This window comes from Marichromatium sp. AB31 (genome assembly GCF_003718685.1).
Classification (GTDB): domain Bacteria; phylum Pseudomonadota; class Gammaproteobacteria; order Chromatiales; family Chromatiaceae; genus Marichromatium; species Marichromatium gracile.
The window spans coordinates 51,627-74,508 of record NZ_RHFI01000010.1 but is presented as its reverse complement, the minus strand read 5'-3'; the positions used below and the strand labels follow the sequence as shown (position 1 = coordinate 74,508).

The following is a 22,882-nucleotide window of genomic DNA, read 5'->3' as shown; positions in this document are numbered from 1 at the left end:
GCCGGTGGCGACACGGCGCTGCGGCGCCACCATGCACCCCCCGTCCACCAGCCCACGGATGGCGCTGCTCGCCACGGCGCGGCGACACGCCTGGACGGGAGCATTCATACCCGAGACCGGTCCAATGCCATGACATCGGCCCGCGACGAACCCGTCTGCGGCGCCAGGCCGGACCCCAGACGAACCACTAGAGAACGACCATGCCAAACGCGACCACGGGGGGTGGCTCCCGCCCCACTGTCCAGGTACCGCCCCAGCCCCAATGGCCCATCCTCAGCGCCGACGAGAAGCGCGCCACCAAGGAGCGCATCGCCAAACTGCTCAAGGCGCAGGACGCGGTACTGGTCGCCCATTACTACACCGACGGCGACCTCCAGGAACTGGCCGAGGAAACCGGCGGCCGGGTCGCCGATTCGCTCGAGATGGCGCGCTTCGGTACCCAGACCGAGGCCAGCACCCTGGTCGTCTGCGGGGTGCGCTTCATGGGCGAGACGGCCAAGATCCTCAACCCCGAGAAGCGGGTGCTGATGCCCGATCTGAGCGCCACCTGCTCGCTCGACGAGGGTTGCCCGCCAGCAGACTTCGCCGCCTTCTGCGCCGCCCATCCGGATCACACCGTGGTGGTCTACGCCAACACCAGCGCCGAGGTGAAGGCACACGCCGACTGGATGGTGACCTCGAGCATCGCGCTCCCGGTGGTGCGCCACCTTGCAGAGCGCGGCGAAAAGATCCTGTGGGCGCCTGACCGCCATCTCGGCCACTATGTCCAGCGCATGACCGGCGCCGAGATGCTGATGTGGGACGGCGCCTGCGTGGTCCACGAGGAGTTCAAGTCGTACGCCCTCGAACGCGTGCGCGCGCTACACCCCGACGCGGCGGTGCTGGTCCACCCCGAATCACCCGATGCGGTGGTCGAGCAGGCCGACGTGGTCGGCTCGACCACCCAGCTGATCCGCGCGGTCACCGAGCTGCCCAACCCCGAGTTCATCGTCGCCACCGACACCGGCATCTTCTGGAAGATGCGTCAGCTCGCCCCCCACAAGACGCTGATCCCGGCCCCCACCGCCGGCGAGGGCGCGACCTGCGAGAGCTGCGCGCACTGTCCGTGGATGGCGATGAACGCGCTGCAGAACCTCGAGCGCGTGCTGCGCGAGGGCGACCAGGAGATCCAGGTCGAGGACGCCATCCGCGAGCGCGCGGTACGCCCGATCCAGCGCATGCTCGATTTCTCCGCGCAGCGCTAGAGGCCATCACGCCAGCGACCAGCGACCAGCGACCAGCCTTCAGCCACCAGCCACCAGTGGCTGACTACCCTCAAGCGCTGGTGCCAAAGACCTGCACCACGGATGCGGGCAAGACGTGCCCTCGTCGAGGGTGCGCTCCCACTGGCTGCTGGAGACTGGCCGCTTACGACTTGAGGCTCTTTGCGCCCTTCGCGCCTTCGCGGTTCAATCTCCCCGGCTGGGCGCTGGCGACTGGCGACTGGCGACTGGCGACTGGCGACTGGCGGCTGGCGGCTGGGCACCCTACCGCCCGCTCACCAAAGCGGCGAAGCGTTGGAGCAGGCCGGCCGCCTCGGGAGTGTCGACGACCTCGACCTCGGACCCGCGCGCGCCCAGGGCGTCGATCTGGCGATCGACATAGACCTGGGTCGCCTCGCGATCGAACTCGGGATGGAACTGTACGCCCCAGGCCGACGCACCCAGGCGCAATGCCTGATGGGGATCGTGGTCGTTGGCTGCCAGCACCCGGGCACCGGGCGGGGGGCGCAAGACCGACTGGGCATGGGTGACCGGCGCCACGAAGCGATCGGGCAGCCCACCGAACAGCGGATCGTCGTGCGCCGCCGCGCTCAGCCGAACCTCGACACAGCCGAGTTCGAGTCCGCGCGGATTGAAGCCGACCTCGCCGCCGCAGGCGCGGGCGAGCAACTGGTGCCCGTAGCAGATCCCGAGTACCGGCACCCGGCGCGCCAACACCCCCGAGAGCCACCGCTCGATGCCCAGACTCCAGGGCGCGGCCTCGCTGACCATGGCGTGCGAGCCGGTGATCACCACCGCGGCGAGTTCATCGGGCGCGGGCAAGGATGCGCCCGCCGCAGCGTCGACCACCCGCCAGGCGCGATCGCTGCCGAGACCGGCGCGGATCCAGTCCTCGAAGTCACCTCGACGCACGACCAGCTCGCCGAAGGTCCGGCCGACCTTGATGATGCAACAACGTCCTTGCATGCACCCCATCCCCCGAGAGATCCGCCGTCGCTAACGACTCAACGCCCGGCGGCCAGCCAGGCACATGCCGCGGCGACGTCGAAGAAGTACGTGAAACACACCCCGGTGTTGGCTGCGGTCGTGCGATGGAATTCAGCATGGGCACGCAGCGCCTCACGCTCCAGGATCGCGACCTCACGCGGCGGGTGCTGGCGCAGCGGCAACTCGCGCATCAGGAAGTAGACCGAGGCCAGCGAGGGACGGCCGTGCAGCCGGCGCACATCGACCAGCACCCGCCCCGAGACCCTGCACAGACGATCCAGCAGCAGCCCGGCCATCAGCATGGCGTTCTGGTCGTCGGAGACACCGGAGACACGGATCGTGACGGCGTCACCGAGCAGTCCATCGTCGATCGCGAAGGCGGTGGCGAGCACCTGCCGCACGACATCGGGGCTCACTGAGACCCCATGAGCGGGGATCAACTGCGATAGCACCACTCCACCTCCGACCAGTGATTCACGGCGGCGTTCCCGGCACACGTCCACGTCCGGAATACGCCCGCCAACCTCGGACACGGGCGCCGGCCTTGGCAACCACAGACCAATTCACTTAAGATCAATGACAATTATCAAGAAGGCGGAGCGACCTCCTGGGCGTGCTCGGGACCGGTCACCAACCGCCGTCGGGGAGGATGGTTCGTATGCCCCAGCGCAAGACGTCTCGGCGCAGATTCTCCATGGCAGTCCTGGTTCTGATGTTCTTTGCCGGCATCGGCTTCGTCGCCGCGCTCGACTTCGGCATCCGCTCCACCAACACCATGGAGTTCTGCACCTCCTGTCACACGATGCATACCAACTTCGAGGAGTACAAGGAGACACTCCACTACAAAAACCCCTCGGGCGTACAGGCGACTTGCGCCGACTGCCATGTCCCCAAGGCGCTGTGGCCAAAGCTGGTCACCAAGGTCATCGCCGTCAAGGACGTCTACCACGAGCTGGTCGGCACCATCGACACCCCCGAGAAGTTCGAGGCGCGTCGCTGGGAGATGGCCTCGCGGGTCTGGGCGAAGATGGAGCGCAGCGACTCGCGCGAGTGCCGCACCTGCCACGACTTCTCCAGCATGGACCTCTCCGAACAGGGGCGCTCGGCGCGTAGCCGTCACGCCGCCGCCGAGGACAAGGGACAGACCTGCATCGACTGTCACAAGGGCATCGTCCACGAAGAGCCCTACGAGCCGCTGCCCGAAACGGCCGCCGCCGATTGAGGTCGGCGCCCGCGCAACGACGAGGCCGGAGATGATGACCAGCAACAGGACCTGCCGCCGCGCCCCGAGGATCTCCCTGCTCGCCGCCTTGCTGCTCGGCGCGGGCGGCGCCGGGGCGGCCGACCTTGCCACCGAGCTCAGGCTCAATGCCATGGTCGGAGACACCGAGACCATGGCCGAACTGCTCGACCGCGGCGCCCCCGTCGATGCCGCCAACGCCTTCGGCAAGACCGCGCTGATGTTCGCCGTCGAGGCCGACGAGCTGGAGACGGTGGCGCTGCTGCTGACCCGTGGCGCAACGGTCAACGCCCGCACCGTCGCCGGCTGCACCCCGCTGACCTTTGCCGCCGAGGGCGGACACATCGGCATCTCGGCGCTGCTGATCGCACGCGGCGCCCATGTCCACGACCGCACCCGCGCCGGCTGGGACGCGCTGATGATCGCCGCGCGTCACGGCATCCTCGAGATGGTCGAACAGCTGCTGTTCCGCGGCGCCGATCCCAAGGCCGCCGATCGCGACGGTCGCACCGCGCTGATGCAGGCGGCCGAACGCGGCCATGTCGCCCTGGTCGCACCGCTGCTCGGGGCCGGCGCCGAGCTCGAGTCGCGCGACCGCGACGGCGCCACCGCGCTGCTGATCGCCGCCGACCGCGGCCAGCTCGAGATGGCCCGCGCCCTGCTCGAGGCCGGCGCCGAGGTCAACGCCCGCGACGCGCTCGGCGCCACCGCGCTGATCCTCGCCGCCAGCCAGGGCCACCACGAGCTGGCGCGATTGCTGCTGGAACAGGGCGCCAACCCCAATCTGCAAGACAGCGACGGCACCACGGCGTTGATGGAGGCCATCTCGACCGATCACAACGCCCTGATCGATCTCCTGATCGACTATCGCGCAAACCCCGCTCTCGAGGATGCGCAGGGACGCACCGCGGCGGACCGCGCCCGCCAGCTCGACAATCGCGAGGCGATCGAGCTGCTGGCCCGCGGTCACTGATCCCGCTCGCCGCCGGGCGACGACACGACTCCGCGCACCGCGCACTTGCTCAAGAGGCAGTGGCCCAGGCCGCTACCCCTCAGCCGCCGACGCCCCGGAGGGCGTCGGTCTACCGCAAAGATGCAACAGGAGGAAGGAATGGCCGACTCGATCCGCAACAGACTGTCCCTGACCGCGGGACTCCTCGCGCTCGGACTCGTCTCCGCCGCACAGGCCGGAGACGCCACCCCGGAGATGCTCGCCAACGCCTGTGCCGGCTGTCACGGCACCGAGGGCAACAGCATGGGGCCGGCGGCGCCCAGCATCTCGGCGATGGACCCGCTGGTATTCGTCGACACCATGGAGGCGTTCAAGAGCGGAGACACCTACTCGACCGTGATGGGCCGCATCGCCAAGGGCTATGACACCGCCGAGTTCGAGGCGATGGCCGAATACTTCCATGCCCAGCCCTATCGCCCAGCCCCCCAGGACTACGACGCGGCACTGGTCGACACCGGCGCCGAGCTCCACGACCGCTTCTGCGAGAAGTGCCACGCCGAGGGCGGCATCCCGCTGGTCGACGAGGAGGACTACAACATCCTCGCCGGACAGTGGATGCCCTATCTGCGCTACGCCATGGAGGACTTCCGCGCCGATCGTCGCGAGCTGCCGAAGAAGATGCGCAGCAAGCTCGAGGACCTGCTCGAGCGCCACGGCGAGGACGGTCTCGAAGCCCTGTACGCCTTCTACGCCAGCCAACAATAAGGACATCGGAGGATCAGCACGCGATGAAGCTCAGCAGACGCGATTTCGTCAAGACCGGCGCCACTGCCACCGCCGCCCTCGGCCTGCTCTCGGCCCCCTATCTCGCCCGCGCCGCCAGCCACCGGGTGGTGGTGGTCGGCGGCGGCACCGGCGGGGCCACCGCCGCCAAGTACCTCAAGCGCGCCGACCCGGCGATCGAGGTGACCCTGATCGAGCCCAACCAGACCTACTACACCTGCTATCTCAGCAACGAGGTGATTGGCGGCGACCGCCAGCTCGACACCCTCGAGCACGGCTATGACGGGCTGCGCGCGCACGGTATCCGCGTGGTCCACGACACCGTCACCGCGATCGACCCCGAGGCGCGCGCAGTCGACACCGCCGGCGGCGAGCGCTTCGAGTACGACCGCTGCGTCGTCGCCCCGGGCATCGAGCTGCTCTACGACCGCATCGAGGGCTACAGCGAGACCGCCGCCGAGACCCTGCCGCACGCCTGGAAGGCCGGCGCCCAGACCGCGTTGCTGCGCCGCCAGCTCGAGGAGATGGCCGACGGCGGCACCGTGGTGCTGGTCGCCCCGCCCAACCCCTTCCGCTGTCCGCCCGGTCCCTACGAGCGCGCCAGCCAGATCGCCCACTACCTCAAGGGCCACAAGCCCAAGTCCAAGGTCATCATCCTCGACAGCAAGCAGGCCTTCTCCAAGCAGGGACTGTTCACCCAGGGCTGGGAGCGGCTCTACGGCTTCGGCACCGAGGACAGCCTGATCGAGTGGCATCCCGGCCCGGACGCCGCCGTGGTCAGGGTCGACGCCGAGGGCATGGTCGCCGAGACCAGCTTCGGCGACGAGATCCGGGCCGACGTGATGAACGTCATCCCGCCGCAGCGCGCCGGCAAGATCGCCCAGGTGGCGGGCCTGGCCGACGACAGCGGCTGGTGCCCGGTCGACAAGCGCACCTTCGAGTCGAGCATCCATCCCGGCATCCATGTCATCGGTGACGCCTGTATCGCCACCAAGATGCCCAAGTCCGGCTACTCGGCCAACAGCCAGGGCAAGGTCGCCGCCGCGGCGATCGCCGCGCTGCTCAAGGGCGAGGAGCCGGGCACGCCCTCCTACATCAACACCTGCTACTCGATCATCGGCACCGACTACGGCATCTCGATCGCCGCCGTCTACCGCCTCAGCGAGGACGGCGCCACCATCGCCCCGGTCGAGGGCGCCGGCGGCCTGACCCCGAGCGACGCACCCGACTGGGCACTGGCCCGCGAGGTGCAGTACGCCTACAGCTGGTACAACAACATCACCCACGACACCTTCGGCTGACCCGCCACGAGGCGGGCGCCCGCGAGAGGGACCAAAGGAGGAGGAGTCTTCGGGGGCCGCACGGCCCCCTTTTTTCGTCGTCGCGAAGCACCGGAGCGAGCGCTAGAATTGCGTGCACCGACCAGCCACGGAGCGGGGCCTGGCGCCCCGGACCTCGCCATCATGACAGACCCCAGCCTCGGCAACTGCTGGCACTGCGGCAGTCCCCTGACCCGTCTCGACTACGCCCGCGAGGGCCGCTGCCCGAACTGCGAGCGCGCCACCCACTGCTGCCGCAACTGCCGGCACCACGCCCCGGGACGCGCCAACGACTGCATCGAGCCGATCGCCGAACCGGTAACGGACAAGGTCCGCGCCAACTTCTGCGAGCTGTTCGAGCCGCGCCACCAGACCGGCGCCGCCGCGCCCGCCGACCAGGCCGAGACGCTGCGTCAGGCCGCCGAGGCGCTGTTCCACTGAGTCCCGGGCAGGGTCGTCGACGAGCGGTCGACGGCGTTTTCGGCTAGCCTCTCTGCCACGGCCAGCCGTGCGGGACCGCCCCGGGATCGAGTCGATGCGCAACCTCTGGAAACACCTCACCGCCCCCAGGAGCGAGACCCGCTCCGGCCCGCCCGCCCTTCACGCCGAACAGACAACCGCCTTTCCCGATCTCTCCGAAGCAGAGGTGGTGCGACTGCACAATCGCGCCCTCCCGCTGCGTCTCGCCCCGGGTGATGTGCTGTTTCGCGCCGACAGCCGCGCCGAGCGGCTCTATGTGATCAGCACCGGCGAGATCGTCATCGGCGACACCGCCGCCTCGGACGCCGAGCGTTTCGGCCCGGGCGACTGGATCTGCGAGTTCGACCTGACGCAACCCGGCATCCACGCCGCTACCGCCACCGCCCTCACCCACAGCCAGGTGCTGGCGCTCGAACGCAGCGCCATCGCCGACCTCGAACCCGCGCTGCTGGACTATCTCCGGCACCGCGCGCACCAGTTCGGTCTCCAGCGACTGTACCGCGCACAGCGACGCCAGGCGGCGCTCGCGCGTCACAGCCAGGCGCTCACCGATGCGCTGATCGCCGCGCGCACCGCCGGCGGCGCAGGCTTTGCCGAGACCGAGACCGCACGTCAGCTCTTCGCCAAGGTCCCGGCGCTGCCGATCTCGACCACCGCGCTGCTCAACAAGATGCTCGACGAGCGCACCACCAAGGGCGAGATCGTCGAGCTGGTGACCATGGACCCGGCGCTCACCAGCACCCTGCTCAAGTCGATCAACTCGCCCTACTACGGGCTGCAGCACCAGGTCACCAGCGTCAGCCACGCCATCGCCCTGCTCGGTCACAACGCCGTCTACCAGGTGATCATGACCGAGAGCATGCGCCGCAGCCTGCCCAACACCGAGCTGTTCACGGACATCCACCAGCGTGCCGTCGAGCTCTCGCGCCTCGCCTTCACCCTCGCCCAGACGCTTGCCGTCGGGCGCCCAGCGGAGGTCGCCACCCTCGGCATCCTCGCCGACATCGGGTTGGTGATCAACGCGCTGCTCAAGAGCGCCAACCCCCGGCTCAAGCCCCTGTTCGACCTGCTCGATCCCGCCGAGATGGGCGCCGCGCTACTGCGCAGCTGGCACCTGCCGGCGATGGTGTGCGACAGCCTGCACCACCAGCATCACCCCGAGTTCGCGCCCCCGGCGCGGCTCCCCGAGACGGTGCGCGACAACGTCGCCGTGCTCTATCTCGCGCGCCGACTGCTCGCGCGGCTACACGGTCACATCCCGGGCGACCCCGGACTCTTCCTCGATGCCTATCTGGCGCTACTCGGACGCGCCGGGATCAGCGAGGTCGAGCTGCTCTACGAACAGCTCGTCCCCCGGCTGCGCGCCCAGCTGCGCCAGCTCCCGCGCTCGCTGGCCGAACGGCTCGACGGCTGAGCCGGCTCAGGCCGGCTGCGGGCGGCGCCAGGTGTAGACCGCGGTCACCGCATAGTTCCACACCGCGCCGACGAGGATCCCGGCGAGCGCCGAGAGGAACCAGCCCGAGAGCCCCTCGACGAACAGATAGTTGGCGATGCCGACATTGGCCAGGGCACCGACGCTGCAGACCACCACGAAGGAGAGCCAGCCGCGCAGCAGCGCGCGACCGCGCAGACGCATGTCGCGATAGGTGAGCAGGTTGTTGAGGAAGAAGTTGCTGGTCATCGCCACCAGGGTGGCGGTGGCCTGACCGGCGAGGAAGGCGCCCTCGCCGAGCACCGCCAGCAGCGGCCACAGCACCGCCATGTGGACGAACACGCCGAACCCGCCGATCAGCGAGAAGGCGAGGAAGCGCACCGGGATCGCCGAGCCCAGGGTCTTTTGCGCGAGCATCAGCAGATACTCCCAGAGCACCGCGTTGTCGAGCTTGCTCGTCCCGGCGTGACGCTCGCGGAAGGTGAAGGGCAGCTCGCGACAGCGCAGCGGCCGCTCGCTCGAGGAGACGATGTCGAGCAGGATCTTGAAACCGACCCCGCTGAGCCGGTGCACGCAGCCCTGGAAGGCGGCGGCGCGGACCATGAAGAAGCCGCTCATCGGGTCGGCCAGCTCGACCCCGAGCAGTCGCTGCCCGACGCGCGTGGCGAAGCGACTCATCGCCTGGCGCCGCGCGTTCCACTCACCGACCCCGCCACCGCCGACATAGCGGCTGCCGACCACCAGGTCGAGTTCGGGCTCGGCGTCGAGGGTGTCGTACATCTGGCGCAACAGCGACTCGTCGTGCTGCAGGTCACCGTCCATCACCGCCACGCAGGGCGCGGTGGTGGCGAGCATCCCCTCGATACAGGCCGAGGACAGCCCGCGCCGCCCGACGCGCCGGATCAGCCGCACCCGCGGATCCTGCTGGGCCTGCTCGCGCACCCGCTCGGCGGTGCCGTCGGGCGAGTCGTCGTCGACGAAGATCAGCTCCCAGGCGAGCCCGTCGAGCACCCGACGGACACGTTCGACAAGCTCGGGGACCGATCCCGCCTCCTTGTAGGTAGGCACGACGACGGCGAGCTGGGGCGGCTGGTGGGGGGGTCTGTGTGGCATGGATCCGAACAACCTGAAACAAGGGGTTTGGCGCCTCGGCGGTACCGGACGCGGCATGACTGAGCGGCGATCGCGCACGCGGGTCGGTTGCGCGGCGACCCTGGTGGGCGGCATTCTAACGCGTTCGTCCACCGAACCCGTGCCCGCCATGTCCACCGCCGCCCCGAGTCGTCCCGCTGCCGAGTCCATCGACTGGCGCCCGATCGCGCTGCTGATCCTCGCGCTGAGCGCACTGCGCCTGGCCATCGCCGCGCTCCTGCCGGTCACCCAGGACGAGGCCTACTATTTCGACTGGGCGCGGACGCTCGGCTGGGGCTATTTCGATCACCCGCCCGGGGTCGCCGCGCTCGGGCTCGGCACCCTGCTCGAGCCCGGCTCGGCGCTCGCCGCACGGCTCGGCACCCTGCTCGCCGGCGTCCTCACCCTGGTGGTGCTCGCCCGGCTCTACTGGCGCGCCGGGCTGACCACCACCGCCACCCTGGCGAGCGCGCTGCTGCTCGCCTGCGCCACCCTGCCGGGGTTGATCGGCGGCGTCGTCACCACCCCGGACACCGTGCTCGCGCTGGCCTGGGCACTGGCCCTGCACGAGTCCGAGCGCGCCCTCGGCGGTGAGCGCCGGCGCTGGATCACGGCGGGCATCGCGGTCGGTATCGGGCTGCTCGGCAAGTACACCATGGTGCTGATCGGACCGGTGCTGCTGTGGGCGATCCTCTGGGTCGATCCGCGCGCGCTGCGCACCCGCTGGCCCTATCTCGGCGCGTTGGCCGCGCTGCTGGTGTTCGCCCCCAACCTGTGGTGGAACGCCAGCCACGACTGGCTCAGCCTCGGCTTCCAGCTCGGTCACGGGCTCTCCACCGAGCTGGCCGCACCCGAGACCCTGGGCGCCGGCACCATGGCCCACAGCGGCCCGCAGACGCTCGTCGAGCGCCTGGCGAGCCTCGGCGGCTATCTCGGCGCCCAGCTCGCCTTCTGGGGGCTGCTGGTCCCGGTGCTGGTGATGGCGCTGCGCGGCGGTGGCGGCACGCCACCGCGCCCGCGACTCACCCGTCACGCCCGCGCCCTGCTGATCGCCGCGACCCTGTTCCCGCTCGGTTTCTTCGCCGTCATCGCCAGCTTCAGCGAGGTCGAGGCCAACTGGCCGGTGGTCTATCTGCTCGCCGCCCCGGCGCTGCTCGCACCGCGACTGCTGCAACGACCGCGCTGGCTGCTCGGCGGCGCCGGGGCCAACCTCGTCCTGGTCACGCTCTATGCGGTGCACGCGGCGAGCGCCGCGCTGCCGCTGCCCGACAGCGCCAACCGGGTGCTGCGCGAGACCCACGGCTTCGCCGCGCTGGCCGAGGTCGCCGCCGGACTCGACGCCCCGGTCCATGCCGACCGCTATCAGCTCGTCGCGATGCTGCGCTTCCACGCCCCGAGGCTTGCGGCCACCACCAGCCAGTGGCCGGGACTGCACCGCCCCTCGGAGTATCTGCACGGGCGCATCGCGCCACGGCTCGACCCGGCGCGCATCGACCAGCCCTTCTGGCTGGTCTCGCGCGCCGGTCATCCGCCCGCGCTCCCCGGCTTCCGGGTGACCGAGCGGCGCGTCCTCCAGGATTGCGCGGGACAGCCGCTCCACCAGGGGGCGAGCGCGCCCTGCGCGCGCCCGCTCCACATCTGGCGGCTCTATCGCTACGCCCCGCTCGGCGACTGAGCCGGGCTCAGTCGAGGCGCTCGTCGTCGAGTTCGCTGTGGATCAGCATCAGTGATTCGAGCGAGCGGTTGACCGGGGCACGCTCGGCGATCTCCAGCAGTCGCGCCCGCTGCCCGGCGGTGAGATGGCCGAGCAGGTTGATGCGCTGCTGCACCCGATCGACACGCACCTCCTCGCGCTCGCAGGCGGTGCAGTCGGCGGCGTGACTGCGATCGAAGGCGAGACGCACCTCGACGTCGTCGAGATCCCAGCCCTTGGCGGTGGCGTATTCGCGCAGCGTCATCGAGGTACAGGCGCCGAGCGCCATCAGCATCAGCTCATAGGGATCAGGACCCAGCCCGCTGCCGCCGACGGCCGAGGGCTGATCGGCGAGCAACTGATGGCGACCGGTATAGAGCCCGCGCAGGAAGCGGGCGTGCAGCTCGGTGACCAGCACCTCGCCCGCGCCCACCTTGGGCGCGGTGCCCAGGCTCTGCTCGAAGCGATGACCGCCGAGGCCGAGATAGCGGCTGGCCCAGGCCACCAGGGTCTCGGCGACGTACTCGGCGTCCTCGCGATCGCTGAGCATATGATCGGCGTTGTCGAGCGAGATGAAGCTCTTGGGGTGACGCGCGGCCTGATAGATCTTGGCCGCCTCGTCGATCGAGACGATGGTGTCGAGCGGCGAGTGGAACACCAGCAGCGGCCGGTCGAGGTCGCGGATGTGATCGGCCGCACCGTACTGCGCGAGGTCCTCCAGCAACTGCTTGCGGATGCGGAAACGGCGCAGCCCGATCTTGACCTCGGCCTCGCCGCGCGCCTCGAGCTCGTCGCGGGCGTCGCTCAACAGATGCTGGACGTGCGAGGCGGTGGCAGGCGCGGCGATGGTCACCACCGCCTCGACCGAAGGCAGCTGGGGCGCGGCGGCGAGCACCGCCGCGCCGCCGAGGCTGTGACCGATGAGCAGCGCCGGGGCCTGGAAGTCCTCCTCGAGCTTGCGCGCCGCCGCCAGCAGGTCCTCGACGTTGGAGGAGAAATTGGTGTTGGCGAAATCGCCGTCGCTGTTGCCCAGCCCGGTGAAGTCGAAGCGCAGCACGGCGATCCCGCGATCGGCCAGGGCGCGACTGATCCGGCTCGCCGCGGCGATGTCCTTGCTGCAGGTGAAGCAGTGGGCGAAGAGCGCATAACGTCGCGTCGGCACCCGTTCCGGCGGCATCTCCAGCAGCCCCGCCAGTCGGTGCCCTGCGGCGTTCGGAAACTCGAGCTTGATACGTGGCATTCCGATCTCCTCGGTGTCTTCTCGTGCGAATCGCGACCAAAACAGACCGCCCGCGCAGACTGCGTGCGCGGGCGGCACGAAACGAAGTGATGAACCGCCGTGACCAGGCCACGGCAAGCCCTCCATCCTCTCGCATCCGCGAGCGCGGTTCCAGTCGAGCGCACACGTTGCGCGCGCCGCCCCCGAGCCCCGCCGTCAGCGACCGTGACGACACCGATTGGTCTCCGCCGCGACTCGTTGGTTCAGCTCTTCAGTCCCGGCGGGCGCCGACGCCGATGATCCAACCCTCGATGGCGGCATGGGCGCGGGCGTCGGCATCGAGCGGAGGCGTGAACAGCTCATCGAGTCGCCCGGCGCGATCCGCGCGCATCAGCCACAAGGCCACGGCACGGGCATCGCACTGATCCGGGGTGAGCCCGATGCAATCGCCATCGTCGCGATAGAGTGCGGGATAGGCCTCGACCAGCACCGACCGGCCCGGCGCCGGGGTCCAGCCGTCGAACGGCCAGCAGTGCAGCCGCCCACCGAGCCGCGCGCGCAACAGACGCACCCAGGGCAGCCCGGCATGGGTCGACTTGGCCACCGAGCCGGGCACGTCGAAATGGAACACCGACTTGGCGCCCCTGGCGCGACGGTCGGTGAGGCGCCGCCAGCGCGCATCACCACTGCGCGCAGCCCCGGCCCCGACGCGCCCGCGGCGCACATCCTCGACCCTGACACCGACGCCATCGGTCGGCCAGTGACACTGGAAGTCGTCGAGGAAGACCGGCCAGTCGTGCCTCAGCCCATGCGCGACGAAGTAGTCGAGCGGAAAGGACAGCGCATGATCGACCCCGAGCAGGGTCGGCACCGGCTCGCGCAGCACCGTTTCGAGCCACTCGGCCAGGGCACGGCGACTCCAGCGTTGCGCACAACCCTCAGGGAACACCTCGGACGGCAGGTCGTCGTCAGCGTCGAGTCGGTAGGCACGGATTCCGGGCAATCGCTGCTCCGGGGTGCCGGCCCCGGAATAGTCGATCCCCAGATAGCGCGAGAAGAGGGGCGCGGGCACGGAAGGCTCCTGCGGCAGGGTCACGGAGCGGGCCGCCTTGCCCGCCCCCAAACGCAAAACGGGCCAGCCGCTTTCGCGACTGGCCCGTATGCTTGTTGGCGTCCCCACGGGGGTTCGAACCCCGGTTACCGCCGTGAGAGGGCGGTGTCCTAGGCCGCTAGACGATGGGGACTGAAACTCGGTCTCAGTCAAGACAGGGCCTGCCTAGGCGATCCTGTCTTTCTTGGCTGAATTTGGTGGAGCCAGGCGGGATCGAACCGCCGACCTCAACACTGCCAGTGTTGCGCTCTCCCAGCTGAGCTATGGCCCCGGCTTTGTACTTCCAACGGACTAGCCAGCCGAATCGCTAACCCGTTATGCTTGTTGGCGTCCCCACGGGGGTTCGAACCCCGGTTACCGCCGTGAAAGGGCGGTGTCCTAGGCCACTAGACGATGGGGACTGAAACGTTTTCAGTCTTGCAGACCGGGCCTGCCTAGGCGATCCGATCCGAACTACCGAATTTTGGTGGAGCCAGGCGGGATCGAACCGCCGACCTCAACACTGCCAGTGTTGCGCTCTCCCAGCTGAGCTATGGCCCCAGCGACCTGAGACCACGTATGCTACGCACATCTTTTGACTTTGTCTACCCCTGTGCGGAAATTTTTTTCATCCCGCCTGTCCAAGGGAGCGCAACCCTACCCCATCGGTTCAACCAACCGGGTGGTAGCCCCCTTGTTCGACGATCCAGGAGCCTCGTTCCATGATGCGTATCTTCCTCTTCCTGGCGACCAACCTCGCGATACTGGTCGTCATCAGCGTGGCCTTCCGCCTGTTCGGCATCGACGGTGTGGTCCAGCAGGGCGGGCTCGACATGGGCGCGCTATTGCTGATGGCGGCGATCATCGGCTTCAGCGGCTCGCTGATCTCGCTGTTCCTCTCCAAGACGCTGGCCAAGCACGGCATGCGGGTGCAGATCATCGAGCAGCCGTCGACGCCCTTCGAGCAGTGGCTGCTCGAGACCGTCGCCCGCCAGTCCGAGCGCGCCGGCATCCGCATGCCCGAGGTCGGCATCTTCGACTCACCCCAGCCCAACGCCTTCGCCACCGGCTGGAACCGCAACGACGCCCTGGTCGCGGTCAGCACTGGGCTGCTGCAACACATGAACAAGCAGGAGGTCGAGGCGGTGGTCGGCCACGAGATCAGCCACGTGGCCAATGGCGACATGGTCACCCTGGCACTGATCCAGGGGGTGGTGAACACCTTCGTGGTGTTCCTCGCGCGGATCATCGGCCATACCGTCGACCGGGTGATCTTCAAGAATGAGGAGGGACCGGGAATCGGCTACTTCGTCGTCTCGATCATCGCCGAGATCCTGCTCTCGGTGCTCGCCACCATGATCGTGATGTGGTTCTCGCGCTATCGCGAGTTCCGCGCCGACGCCGGCGGTGCCGCGCTCACCAGCCGCCGCCAGATGGCCGACGCGCTGCGCGCGCTGCAGCGGGTCCACGAGCCGCAGGACCTTCAGGCCAAGGAGTTCGCCGCCTTCGGCATCTCCGGCAAGATCGGCAGCCTGTTCAGCAGCCACCCGCCGCTCGAACGGCGTATCGCCGCGCTCGAACAGGCGGGCTGATCCCCACGTGCCCCGGCCCGTGCGCCGGGGCGCGCCCTCCCCGGCTCACAGCAAACGCTCGATCGCCCGCACCAGCCGACCGCTCTGCGGCTTGGTGATGCTCGAATAGCTCTCGACCAGATTGCCCTCGCGATCGATCAGATACTTGTAGAAGTTCCACTTCGGATAGGGCGCCCCGGCGGCGGCCAGGCGCTCGAACAGGGGCGCGGCACGACCACGCTTGACGCTCACCTTCTCGAACATCGGGAACTCCACCGAGTAGGTCAGACGACAGAAGTCGCGGATCTCGGCCTCGTCGCCCGGCTCCTGGTTGGCGAAATCGTTGGAGGGGAAGCCGAGCACCACCAGACCACGATCGGCGTAATCGCGATAGAGCGCCTCCAGCCCCTCGTATTGCGGGGTGAAACCGCACTTGCTGGCGGTGTTGACCACCAGGATCACCTTACCCTGATAGGCCTCGCAGAGATTGACCCGCTCGTCCCCGGCGAGCCGACGGACTTCCAGGTCGAGCAAAGACGAACAGGCGGGGGACTCGGCCGCGACCTGGGTCGCCGCGGCCAGACCGAGGGCGAACAGTGGCAATCTCATGGTGGATCTCTCCTGAGGTATCGACGGACATGGAGCGAGACATGGCGCCCGTGCGCGTCATTGCAATAATTTCCTACCAAATTGGTTGGAAAATCTCGAGGGCGCGCCCACATCCCCTACTCCGAACCCATCAACACGCCCGCGTCGCTTTGCGGGTCATGAGCAGCACAGCATTCGAGGAGCCAAGATGAGCGACTGGGTCAAAGGCAGGGTAACGGCCAAGCAGCGATGGGCCGAGGGGCTCTACAGCATGCGCTTCGAGGCGACGCTCGAGCCCTTCAGCGCCGGACAGTACATCAAGGTGGCGATGGACATCGATGGCGAGCGCGTCGGTCGCCCCTACTCGCTGGTCAATCCACCCGGGCAGACCGAACCCGAGATCTATTTCAACGCCATCCCCGAGGGGCCGCTCACCCCCCGGCTCTCCGACCTCGAGCCGGGCGATACCGTGTGGCTCACCACGCGCGCCAGCGGCATCTTCACCCTCGACACCGTGCAACCGGCCAAGACCCTGTGGCTGCTCGCCACCGGCACCGCGCTCGGGGTCTATCTGTCGATCCTGCGCACCGCCACGCCCTGGGAGCGCTTCGAGCGCGTGGTCCTGGTCCACGGCGTGCGCCAGCCGAGCGACCTCACCTATGGCGACACCCTCGCCGAGATCGCCGCGCACCATGGCGAGCGCTTCACCTTCATCCCCGCGATCAGCCGTGCCGAGGCCCCGGACGCGCTCTATGGCCGCATCACCGACCTGCTGGTCTCGGGCACCCTGGAGTCACGCGCCGGTGCCACCATCACCCCCGAGGACAGCCACGTCATGCTCTGCGGCAACTCGGCGATGATCAAGGAATCCAAGGCGATCCTCGAATCACGCGGACTCGAACGCCACCGCCGCCACGCCCCGGGGCAGTACACCACCGAGCAGTATCATTGAGGGCAGCGAGCAGCCACCAGCTTCCAGTCACTCGGCGGCTGGCGGCTGCTTTGAACCGCAAAGACGCGAAGGACACGAAGGCTTTTTCAGCCATCAGCGACCAGCCGTCGGCCTCCAACGCAACACCTTGCTCACAGGCAGCGCCGACTGGCGACTGGCGACTGGCGACTGATTTGAACCACAAAGACGCGAAGAACACGAAGATTTTTCGAGCCATCAGCGACCAGCCGACGGCCGCCAGCACAATACCTTGCTCACAGGCAGCGCCGACTGGCGACTGGCGGCTGATAGCTGGCGGCTGACGACTAGCCGCTGAAAAGTAGCTGGCAGCTTACAACCGACCGCATCCTTCCCTCATCTCACTTCGCGTCCTTCGCGCCTTCGTGGTTGACCTCTCCCCCCCGCCACACCGGCAGATAGCCGACGACCGCGCTGAAGAGCGCCGCCACGGCGATCAGTCGCAGCGGCCAGGTCGCGGCGGCGTAGCCGCCGTTGTCGAGCAGCAGCGAGACGGCGAGCAGCGCGGCCACGCCGACCAGCAGCAGGTGCGGCAGCGGGCGCGTCGCGCCGCCCGGCCAGCGCGCGGCCAGCCAACTCCCGAGCAACGCCGCCAGCCCACCACCGGCGAGGCCGAAGGCGACGTCGACCGGCCAGTGCACCCCCAACGCCACCCGGCTTGCGCCGACCAGCAGGGCGCAACCGAGCCACACCCAGCCCCAGGCGCGGGCGTGCACCGCCAGCACCCCGAAAAAGACCCCGGCGGTGACACTGTGCCCGGAGGGGAAGCTGTGCCGGGTGTGTCCCGGTCCGATCAGGTTGAAGACATCGGCGCCGAACACCGCCGGCGGGCGTGCCGCATCGACCAACGGCTTGAGCCCACGGGCGTAGAGGATCGCCAGCAGCGCCGCCAGCACCAGCGCCCAGAACAACCGGGGCCGCCGCCACGAGAAGAGCAGCGCCAGCGCGAAGGCGACACGCTCGTCGCCGAACAGCGTCAACCACTGCCACAGCCAGTCCGGGGCCAGGGCCGCCGCGGCATTGAGCCGCAGGAAGCCGGCGTGATAGCCGCAGACCAGATAGAGCAACACCCCCACCGCCAGCCAGCCGAGCGCCCAGCGCCACTGCCGCCGCGCCCCCGGCAGCGCCGCCGATTCGGCCCCGGCCCGCGCGGCGAGCCGCATGCTCAGGCGTGTACGCCAATCGCTCATCCCTCACCTCCCGGCACCCGTGCCTGCTCGCGCGGGTGCATCAACACCAGCGCCACCGGGCCGCGCCGGTAGAGCTGCTCGCCGCGCAGCAGCGGATAGTCCTCGGCGAGCCGATCGAGCTTGTCGACGCGGAGGAACACCAGATCACCAGCGCGCGGCGGACGGTGCGGGGTGATGGCGTCGCGATAGACGCTGAAGCTCGGCATCGAGGTGCGATAGACCACGGTCGGACGATCCAGCTCGCGCGCCAGCAGCCCGGCCTCCTTCACCGGCGCCTGCATCACCGCGAACACCCGCGGCACCACCGTGCCATAGACCACCGCCGTCTGGATCAGCCCGACCAGCACCAGACGCTGCCACAGCGCCGGGCGCGACCACAGCGCCAGCGCCACCACCAGCGCGGTGGCGAGCGCGATCTGCGCCAGATAGGCCGGGCCGAGCAGCGGCAGCGCCAGCTCGAACTGGGCGATCTCGTGGGCGCGCCCGCCCTGCCCGGCGGCGACCTGCACCACCAGCGGCAGCGCCAGCAGCAGCGCGAGGAAGACCAGCGGCGGGACCATCGCCAGCGCGCGGCTGGTCAAGGCGTCACGGTGGCGCGCCATGAGGATGAACAGCGGCGCGGCGCCATAGAGCAGATAGTGCGGCAGCTTGGTCCCGGAGAAGGAGAAGAACAGGAACACGGTGGCGAACCACAGCCACAGGAAGCGATCGAGCGGATCGGCCCAGCTCGCGCGCAACCGCGGCAACAGGCTGAGGAACCAGCCGGTGAAGGGCAACAGGATCAGCGGCAGCACCACCAGATAATAGCCGGGGAAGCCCGAGTGGCCGTGCATGGTGCCGCCGAAGCGCCCGGCGTTGTGTTCGAGAAAGAAGCTGCGGAAGAACCCGGCGCCGTCATCGAGATAGACCGCCAGATACCAGGGACCGGCCACCAGCACGAACACCAGCCAGCCGAGCGGCGCGAAGGCCGCGCGCAGCCAGCGTTCGAGCCGCCCCTGCGACCAGAAGAACAGGAAGCTCACCACGACCGGGAAGAACACCGCCACCGGCCCCTTGGTGAGGAAGCCGAGCCCCATCCACAGATAGGCGCGCAGCAGCGCGTTGCGGCTCCGCCGTTCGCCGGGATCGAGGAAATAGCGATAGATCTCGAAGAAGGCGAGCGCGATGAAGAGGTTGAGCACCGCATCGGCCACCGCCGCCTTGGCGATCAGCGAGACCTGCAGCGAGAGCGTCATCACCAGCGCGGCGACGGTCGCCGTGGGCGCATCGAGCCGGGCGCGCACGAAGCCCCACAGCGCCATCACCCAGAGTGTGGCGGCCAGCGCCGAGGGCAGGCGCAGCGAGAACTCGTCGAACCCCAGGCTGGAGGCCGAGAGCGCCTGCAGCCAGTAGATCAGCACCGGCTTGTCGTAGCGCGGCTCGCCGTCCTTGTGCGGGGTGATGAAGTTGCCGCTGGCGAGCATCTCGCGGGTCGCCTCGGTGAAGGCGCCCTCGTCGAGGTCGTAGAGCGGCACCGCGCCGAGCTGCCAGTAGAAGGCGAACAGCACCACCGCGGCGAGCAGCCACGGCGAGGTCAGCGCCCGCGTCAGCGGGGAGGTCTCCGGCCGGCTCATGCCTCGGGCTCCTTCCACCCGGCGGTCTCGACGGGCGAACTCCAGCGGATACGGAAGTGGCTGCGATCACCCGAGGCGAAGAAGGTGCGGGTGAGCATCTCGGCCAGCACCCCGGTGGTGAGCAACTGCACCGAGGCGAGCAGCATGAGGATGGCGACGATCAGCAGCGGGCGGCCGCCGATGTCCTCGCCGAGCCAGAACTTCACCCACAGCAGGTTGGTCATCAGCAGCCCGCCGATCACCCCGAAGGCGATCCCGATCAAGCCGAAGAAGTGCCCCGGGCGCGCCCCGAAGCGCAGGAAGAAGAAGGCCGAGAGCAGGTCGACCAGCACCCGGAAGGTGCGCGAGATGCCGTACTTGGAGGTGCCGAACTGGCGCGCCTGGTGCGCGACCTCGATCTCGCCGATACGCTGCGGCGCGGTCACCCCCGCCACCCATACCGGGATGAAGCGGTGCATCTCGCCGAGCAGGGCCACCTCCTGGATGACCTCGGCGCGATAGACCTTGAGGCTGCAGCCGTAGTCGTGCAGCGCCACCCCGGTGACCTTGCCGATCAGCTTGTTGGCGATGCGCGAGGGGATCTTGCGCATCACCAGCGCGTCCTGGCGCCGCCGCCGCCAGCCCTGCAACAGATCGAGATCGCGTTCGAGCAACGCGTCGACCATCCGCGGGATATCGGCCGGGTCGTTCTGCAGGTCGCCGTCGAGGGTGGCGATCAGCTCGCCGCGCGCGCTCTCGAATCCGGCCTGCATCGCCGCGGTCTGGCCGAAGTTGCGCCGCAGCCGGATCACCCGCACGTGCCCGCCCCGGCGCTCGGCGCAGGCGCGCAGCCGCTCGCCGGTGCCGTCGCGGCTGCCGTCGTCGACACAGATCAGCTCCCAGGGCGCGCCATAATCCGCCAGCCCCTGGTGGACGCGTTCGAGCATCGGCTCGACGTTGTCGAGCTCCTGGTACATCGGGATGACGACCGACAGCGACGGCCGGGAGGGGGTTCGATCTGGGGTGCTCATCGCAGACAGGGATCCATTCGGTTGAGTTCGAAGACCGGGCAGCGACTGCCGGGACCTGGTGGTCCGCGCGCAGTATCCCGCTCAGTCGGCGGCGGCGTCCATGACCTCGCGCAGATAGCGAAACAGCTTGCGCGGCGCCTCGGGACGCCCTTGCTCGGCGTCGCGCCGCGCCGCACGCACCAGATGACGCAGGTGCTGACGATCGACCTGGGGGCAGGCGTCGATGAACTCGCCGAGCGCCGCCTCCTCGGCGATCAGGCGCTCGCGCCAGCGTTCGAGTTGGTGATGGCGCGCGGAGGCGGCGCGCTCGCGCGCATCGGCCTCGTCGAGCAGGGCGTGGACGGCATCCATGTCCTCGCGTTCGAGCAGGTTGGCGATCCGCTTCCAGTGACGCTTGCGCGCGCGCAGATCCTTGATCCGCGGCGTCTCGTCGATCGCCGCCCAGGTCGCCTCGCTCAGCGACAGCCGCAACAGCTCGGCGCGCGGCATCCCCACCATGCGCTCGGCGAGCGCCTGCAGCGCCTGGCGCTCGCGCTTGATCTGGCTCCTGCTCGGGCCGAGATCCTGTTCGAGCTCGTCCTCGGTCACGGTGGGATCGTGGTCTGTGGTCATATCGGTTGTACTGATTCCAGGATGAGTTGTGGGCTCCGACGGCCCCGATAATCGTTGACGTCGAGCCGGTAGGCCAAACGCACCCGCCCGTGCGCGAGCGTGAGCTGCTCGGCCAGATCGAAGCCGATGGCCTCGATCGAGCCGCCCTCGGGCGGCGCCACGCGCAGCTTGAGATGACGTTCGCCGACCAGACGCGCCTGCAACACCTCGAACTCGCCGTCGAAGCGCGGCTCCGGGAAGCCCTTGCCCCAGGGACCGCCGAGACGCAACGTCTCGGCCGTCTCCAGGGTCAGCAGCCGCGCCGGCAACGGGCCGTCGGAGACCAGCTCGGGGCCGCTCGCCACGCCCTCGAGCATCTCCTCGACCACCGCCGCGAAACGCGCACGAAAGGGCTCGAAGGCCTCGGCGCGCAGGCTCAGCCCGGCGGCCATGGCATGACCGCCGAAACGCGCGATCAGCCCCGGCTCGGCCCGGTCGAGGCGATCGATGGCGTCGCGCACGTGCAGCCCGTCGATCGAGCGCGCCGAGCCGCGCAGCAGCCCGTCGCCGCCGTCGGCGAAGGCGATCACCGGGCGATGATAGCGTTCGCGGATGCGCGCGGCGACGATCCCCGAGACCCCCTGGTGCCAGTCCGCACCGTACAGACAGAGCGCCGCGGGCAGCCCCGCCTCGGCGAGATCGAGCGCCTGCACCGCCGTCTCGGCCTGGGCCTTCATCTCGCCCTCGATCTCGCGCCGGCGGCGATTGATCGCATCGAGCTGCTGGGCCAGCGCATTGGCCCGCTCGGCATCGTCGCTGAGCAGACACTCGACCCCCACCGACATGTCCTCGAGCCGACCGGCGGCGTTGAGCCTGGGCGCTGCGGCGAAGGCCAGATCGGTGGCGCTCGCGCGCATCGGGTCGCGCCCGGCCACCCGCAGCAGCGCGCGCACCCCAGGACCGCAGTGCCCGGCGCGGATGCGCCTGAGCCCCTGCTCGACGAGGATGCGGTTGTTGCGATCGAGGGTGACCACATCGGCGACGGTACCGAGCGCGACCAGATCGAGCAGCGTCGCCAGGTTCGGCTCGGCGCGCCCGGCGCCGAACCAGCCGCGCTCGCGCAGACGCGCGCGCAGCGCCATCAGCAGATAGAAGACCACCCCGACCCCGGCGAGATCCTTGCTCGGGAAATCGCAGCCGGGCTGGTTGGGATTGACGATCGCCGCCGCCTCCGGCAATCGCTCGCCCGGCAGGTGATGATCGGTGACCAGCACCGCCAGCCCCAGCTCGCGCGCCCGCGCCACCCCGGCGACGCTGGAGATGCCGTTGTCGACGGTGATCAGCAGATCCGGGCCGAGCGCGTGCGCGGCCTCGGCCACCGCCGGACTCAGCCCGTAGCCGAAGTCGAAACGGCTGGGGATCAGATAGGAGACCCGCGCCGCGCCGAGCGCGCGCAGCCCGCGCACCGCCACCGCGGTGCCGGTGGCGCCGTCGGCGTCGTAGTCGCCCACCACCAGCAGGTGCGCGCCATCGCGCAGCGCCGCCTCCAGGGTGTCGAGCGCGGCATCCAACCCGCGCAACGCGGCGAAGGCCGCCAGCGCCCCGAGCCCGGGCGGCGCCTCGCCCGAGCGCAACGCATAGAGCCGGGCGAGCAGCTCGGCGGGCGAGTGGACATCGACGAAGGGGGCGTCGCCACCACGGCGACGGATCTGCGGCTGGGTCATGGACACGGGACAAGACAGCAAGGGACGCGGGGCTCGG

General features: G+C 69.4%; 21 protein-coding genes and 4 tRNA genes. 10 read left to right on the top strand and 15 right to left on the bottom strand.

Annotated features, from left to right (window positions below; all coding sequences use genetic code 11):
• The first annotated feature begins 200 nt into the window (after positions 1-200).
• The gene (gene nadA / locus EBL84_RS09495; RefSeq protein ID WP_123140602.1) at positions 201-1,244 is read left to right on the top strand and encodes a quinolinate synthase NadA; all 1,044 of its coding nucleotides are present in this window, start codon (positions 201-203) and stop codon (positions 1,242-1,244) included.
• 282 nt (positions 1,245-1,526) lie between these two features.
• Here nadA and EBL84_RS09490 read toward each other — a convergent pair whose 3' ends face one another.
• Together EBL84_RS09490 and EBL84_RS09485 are read right to left on the bottom strand one after the other, a co-directional pair.
• Positions 1,527-2,228, bottom strand: a complete 702-nt coding sequence (locus EBL84_RS09490) for a glutamine amidotransferase (RefSeq protein ID WP_123140647.1) — start codon at positions 2,226-2,228, stop codon at positions 1,527-1,529.
• A 38-nt stretch (positions 2,229-2,266) separates the two neighbouring features.
• A complete protein-coding gene (locus tag EBL84_RS09485; protein WP_123140601.1) occupies positions 2,267-2,665 on the bottom strand; it encodes a hypothetical protein in 399 nt (132 codons plus the stop codon).
• 242 nt (positions 2,666-2,907) lie between these two features.
• On the opposite strand from EBL84_RS09485, the gene EBL84_RS09480 reads away from it, so the two are divergent.
• From EBL84_RS09480 to EBL84_RS09455, 6 genes are all read left to right on the top strand, one after another.
• Entirely contained in the window at positions 2,908-3,471 is a 564-nt protein-coding gene (locus tag EBL84_RS09480) for a NapC/NirT family cytochrome c (protein ID WP_123140600.1), read from the top strand.
• A 31-nt stretch (positions 3,472-3,502) separates the two neighbouring features.
• Positions 3,503-4,462: an ankyrin repeat domain-containing protein gene (locus tag EBL84_RS09475; protein WP_123140599.1), complete on the top strand. Its 960-nt coding sequence runs from the start codon at positions 3,503-3,505 to the stop codon at positions 4,460-4,462.
• Positions 4,463-4,600: 138 nt separating this feature from the next.
• Positions 4,601-5,206: a cytochrome c4 gene (locus tag EBL84_RS09470; protein WP_123140598.1), complete on the top strand. Its 606-nt coding sequence runs from the start codon at positions 4,601-4,603 to the stop codon at positions 5,204-5,206.
• Between the two features lie 23 nt (positions 5,207-5,229).
• Entirely contained in the window at positions 5,230-6,525 is a 1,296-nt protein-coding gene (locus EBL84_RS09465) for an NAD(P)/FAD-dependent oxidoreductase (RefSeq protein WP_123140597.1), read from the top strand.
• Positions 6,526-6,687: 162 nt separating this feature from the next.
• Positions 6,688-6,984 (top strand): hypothetical protein, encoded by a 297-nt coding sequence (locus tag EBL84_RS09460; protein ID WP_123140596.1) that lies wholly within the window; start codon positions 6,688-6,690, stop codon positions 6,982-6,984.
• 94 nt (positions 6,985-7,078) lie between these two features.
• The gene (locus EBL84_RS09455) at positions 7,079-8,437 is read left to right on the top strand and encodes an HDOD domain-containing protein (protein WP_123140595.1); all 1,359 of its coding nucleotides are present in this window, start codon (positions 7,079-7,081) and stop codon (positions 8,435-8,437) included.
• Between the two features lie 6 nt (positions 8,438-8,443).
• Here the strand turns inward: EBL84_RS09455 and EBL84_RS09450 are convergent, their stop codons facing one another.
• Positions 8,444-9,568, bottom strand: a complete 1,125-nt coding sequence (locus EBL84_RS09450; RefSeq protein ID WP_123140594.1) for a glycosyltransferase family 2 protein — start codon at positions 9,566-9,568, stop codon at positions 8,444-8,446.
• Positions 9,569-9,716: 148 nt separating this feature from the next.
• Between EBL84_RS09450 and EBL84_RS09445 the strand changes: the two genes are divergently transcribed.
• Positions 9,717-11,261 (top strand): glycosyltransferase family 39 protein, encoded by a 1,545-nt coding sequence (locus EBL84_RS09445; protein WP_223806990.1) that lies wholly within the window; start codon positions 9,717-9,719, stop codon positions 11,259-11,261.
• Positions 11,262-11,268: 7 nt separating this feature from the next.
• Here EBL84_RS09445 and EBL84_RS09440 read toward each other — a convergent pair whose 3' ends face one another.
• The 6 genes from EBL84_RS09440 to EBL84_RS09415 form a co-directional block, all read right to left on the bottom strand.
• Positions 11,269-12,519 carry a bifunctional alpha/beta hydrolase/OsmC family protein gene (locus EBL84_RS09440; RefSeq protein ID WP_123140592.1) on the bottom strand — a complete coding sequence of 417 codons (1,251 nt, stop codon included), beginning with the start codon at positions 12,517-12,519 and terminating at the stop codon, positions 11,269-11,271.
• A 250-nt stretch (positions 12,520-12,769) separates the two neighbouring features.
• Positions 12,770-13,570 (bottom strand): hypothetical protein, encoded by an 801-nt coding sequence (locus tag EBL84_RS09435; RefSeq protein WP_123140591.1) that lies wholly within the window; start codon positions 13,568-13,570, stop codon positions 12,770-12,772.
• Positions 13,571-13,666: 96 nt separating this feature from the next.
• Positions 13,667-13,742: transfer RNA gene (locus EBL84_RS09430), tRNA-Glu, on the bottom strand.
• A 62-nt stretch (positions 13,743-13,804) separates the two neighbouring features.
• Positions 13,805-13,880, bottom strand: a tRNA-Ala gene (locus EBL84_RS09425).
• Positions 13,881-13,934: 54 nt separating this feature from the next.
• Positions 13,935-14,010: transfer RNA gene (locus tag EBL84_RS09420), tRNA-Glu, on the bottom strand.
• Positions 14,011-14,073: 63 nt separating this feature from the next.
• A tRNA-Ala gene (locus tag EBL84_RS09415) sits at positions 14,074-14,149 on the bottom strand.
• Between the two features lie 161 nt (positions 14,150-14,310).
• Here EBL84_RS09415 and htpX point away from each other — a divergent pair.
• Positions 14,311-15,180, top strand: coding sequence for a protease HtpX (htpX, locus tag EBL84_RS09410; RefSeq protein ID WP_062277569.1), 870 nt, complete (start codon positions 14,311-14,313; stop codon positions 15,178-15,180).
• A gap of 45 nt (positions 15,181-15,225) precedes the next feature.
• On the opposite strand, the gene EBL84_RS09405 is transcribed toward htpX, so the two are convergent.
• Positions 15,226-15,768, bottom strand: coding sequence for a glutathione peroxidase (locus EBL84_RS09405; protein WP_062277565.1), 543 nt, complete (start codon positions 15,766-15,768; stop codon positions 15,226-15,228).
• Between the two features lie 187 nt (positions 15,769-15,955).
• On the opposite strand from EBL84_RS09405, the gene EBL84_RS09400 reads away from it, so the two are divergent.
• Positions 15,956-16,699: a ferredoxin--NADP reductase gene (locus tag EBL84_RS09400; protein WP_123140590.1), complete on the top strand. Its 744-nt coding sequence runs from the start codon at positions 15,956-15,958 to the stop codon at positions 16,697-16,699.
• A 359-nt stretch (positions 16,700-17,058) separates the two neighbouring features.
• Here EBL84_RS09400 and EBL84_RS09395 read toward each other — a convergent pair whose 3' ends face one another.
• The 5 genes from EBL84_RS09395 to recJ all read right to left on the bottom strand — a co-directional run bounded on the left by EBL84_RS09395 (position 17,059) and on the right by recJ (position 22,845).
• Positions 17,059-17,907 carry a phosphatase PAP2 family protein gene (locus tag EBL84_RS09395; RefSeq protein WP_123140589.1) on the bottom strand — a complete coding sequence of 283 codons (849 nt, stop codon included), beginning with the start codon at positions 17,905-17,907 and terminating at the stop codon, positions 17,059-17,061.
• On the bottom strand, positions 17,904-19,520 hold the full coding sequence (locus EBL84_RS09390) for a glycosyltransferase family 39 protein (protein WP_123140588.1): 1,617 nt from the start codon (positions 19,518-19,520) through the stop codon (positions 17,904-17,906). Before EBL84_RS09390 ends, EBL84_RS09395 begins: the two co-directional genes overlap by 4 nt.
• Positions 19,517-20,530 carry a glycosyltransferase family 2 protein gene (locus EBL84_RS09385; protein ID WP_123140587.1) on the bottom strand — a complete coding sequence of 338 codons (1,014 nt, stop codon included), beginning with the start codon at positions 20,528-20,530 and terminating at the stop codon, positions 19,517-19,519. Before EBL84_RS09385 ends, EBL84_RS09390 begins: the two co-directional genes overlap by 4 nt.
• Before the next feature lie 81 nt (positions 20,531-20,611).
• Positions 20,612-21,142 carry a ribosome biogenesis factor YjgA gene (gene yjgA / locus EBL84_RS09380; RefSeq protein ID WP_123140586.1) on the bottom strand — a complete coding sequence of 177 codons (531 nt, stop codon included), beginning with the start codon at positions 21,140-21,142 and terminating at the stop codon, positions 20,612-20,614.
• A complete protein-coding gene (gene recJ, locus EBL84_RS09375) occupies positions 21,139-22,845 on the bottom strand; it encodes a single-stranded-DNA-specific exonuclease RecJ (RefSeq protein WP_123140585.1) in 1,707 nt (568 codons plus the stop codon). The genes yjgA and recJ overlap by 4 nt, the downstream gene beginning before the upstream one ends.
• Between the last annotated feature and the right edge of the window lie 37 nt (positions 22,846-22,882).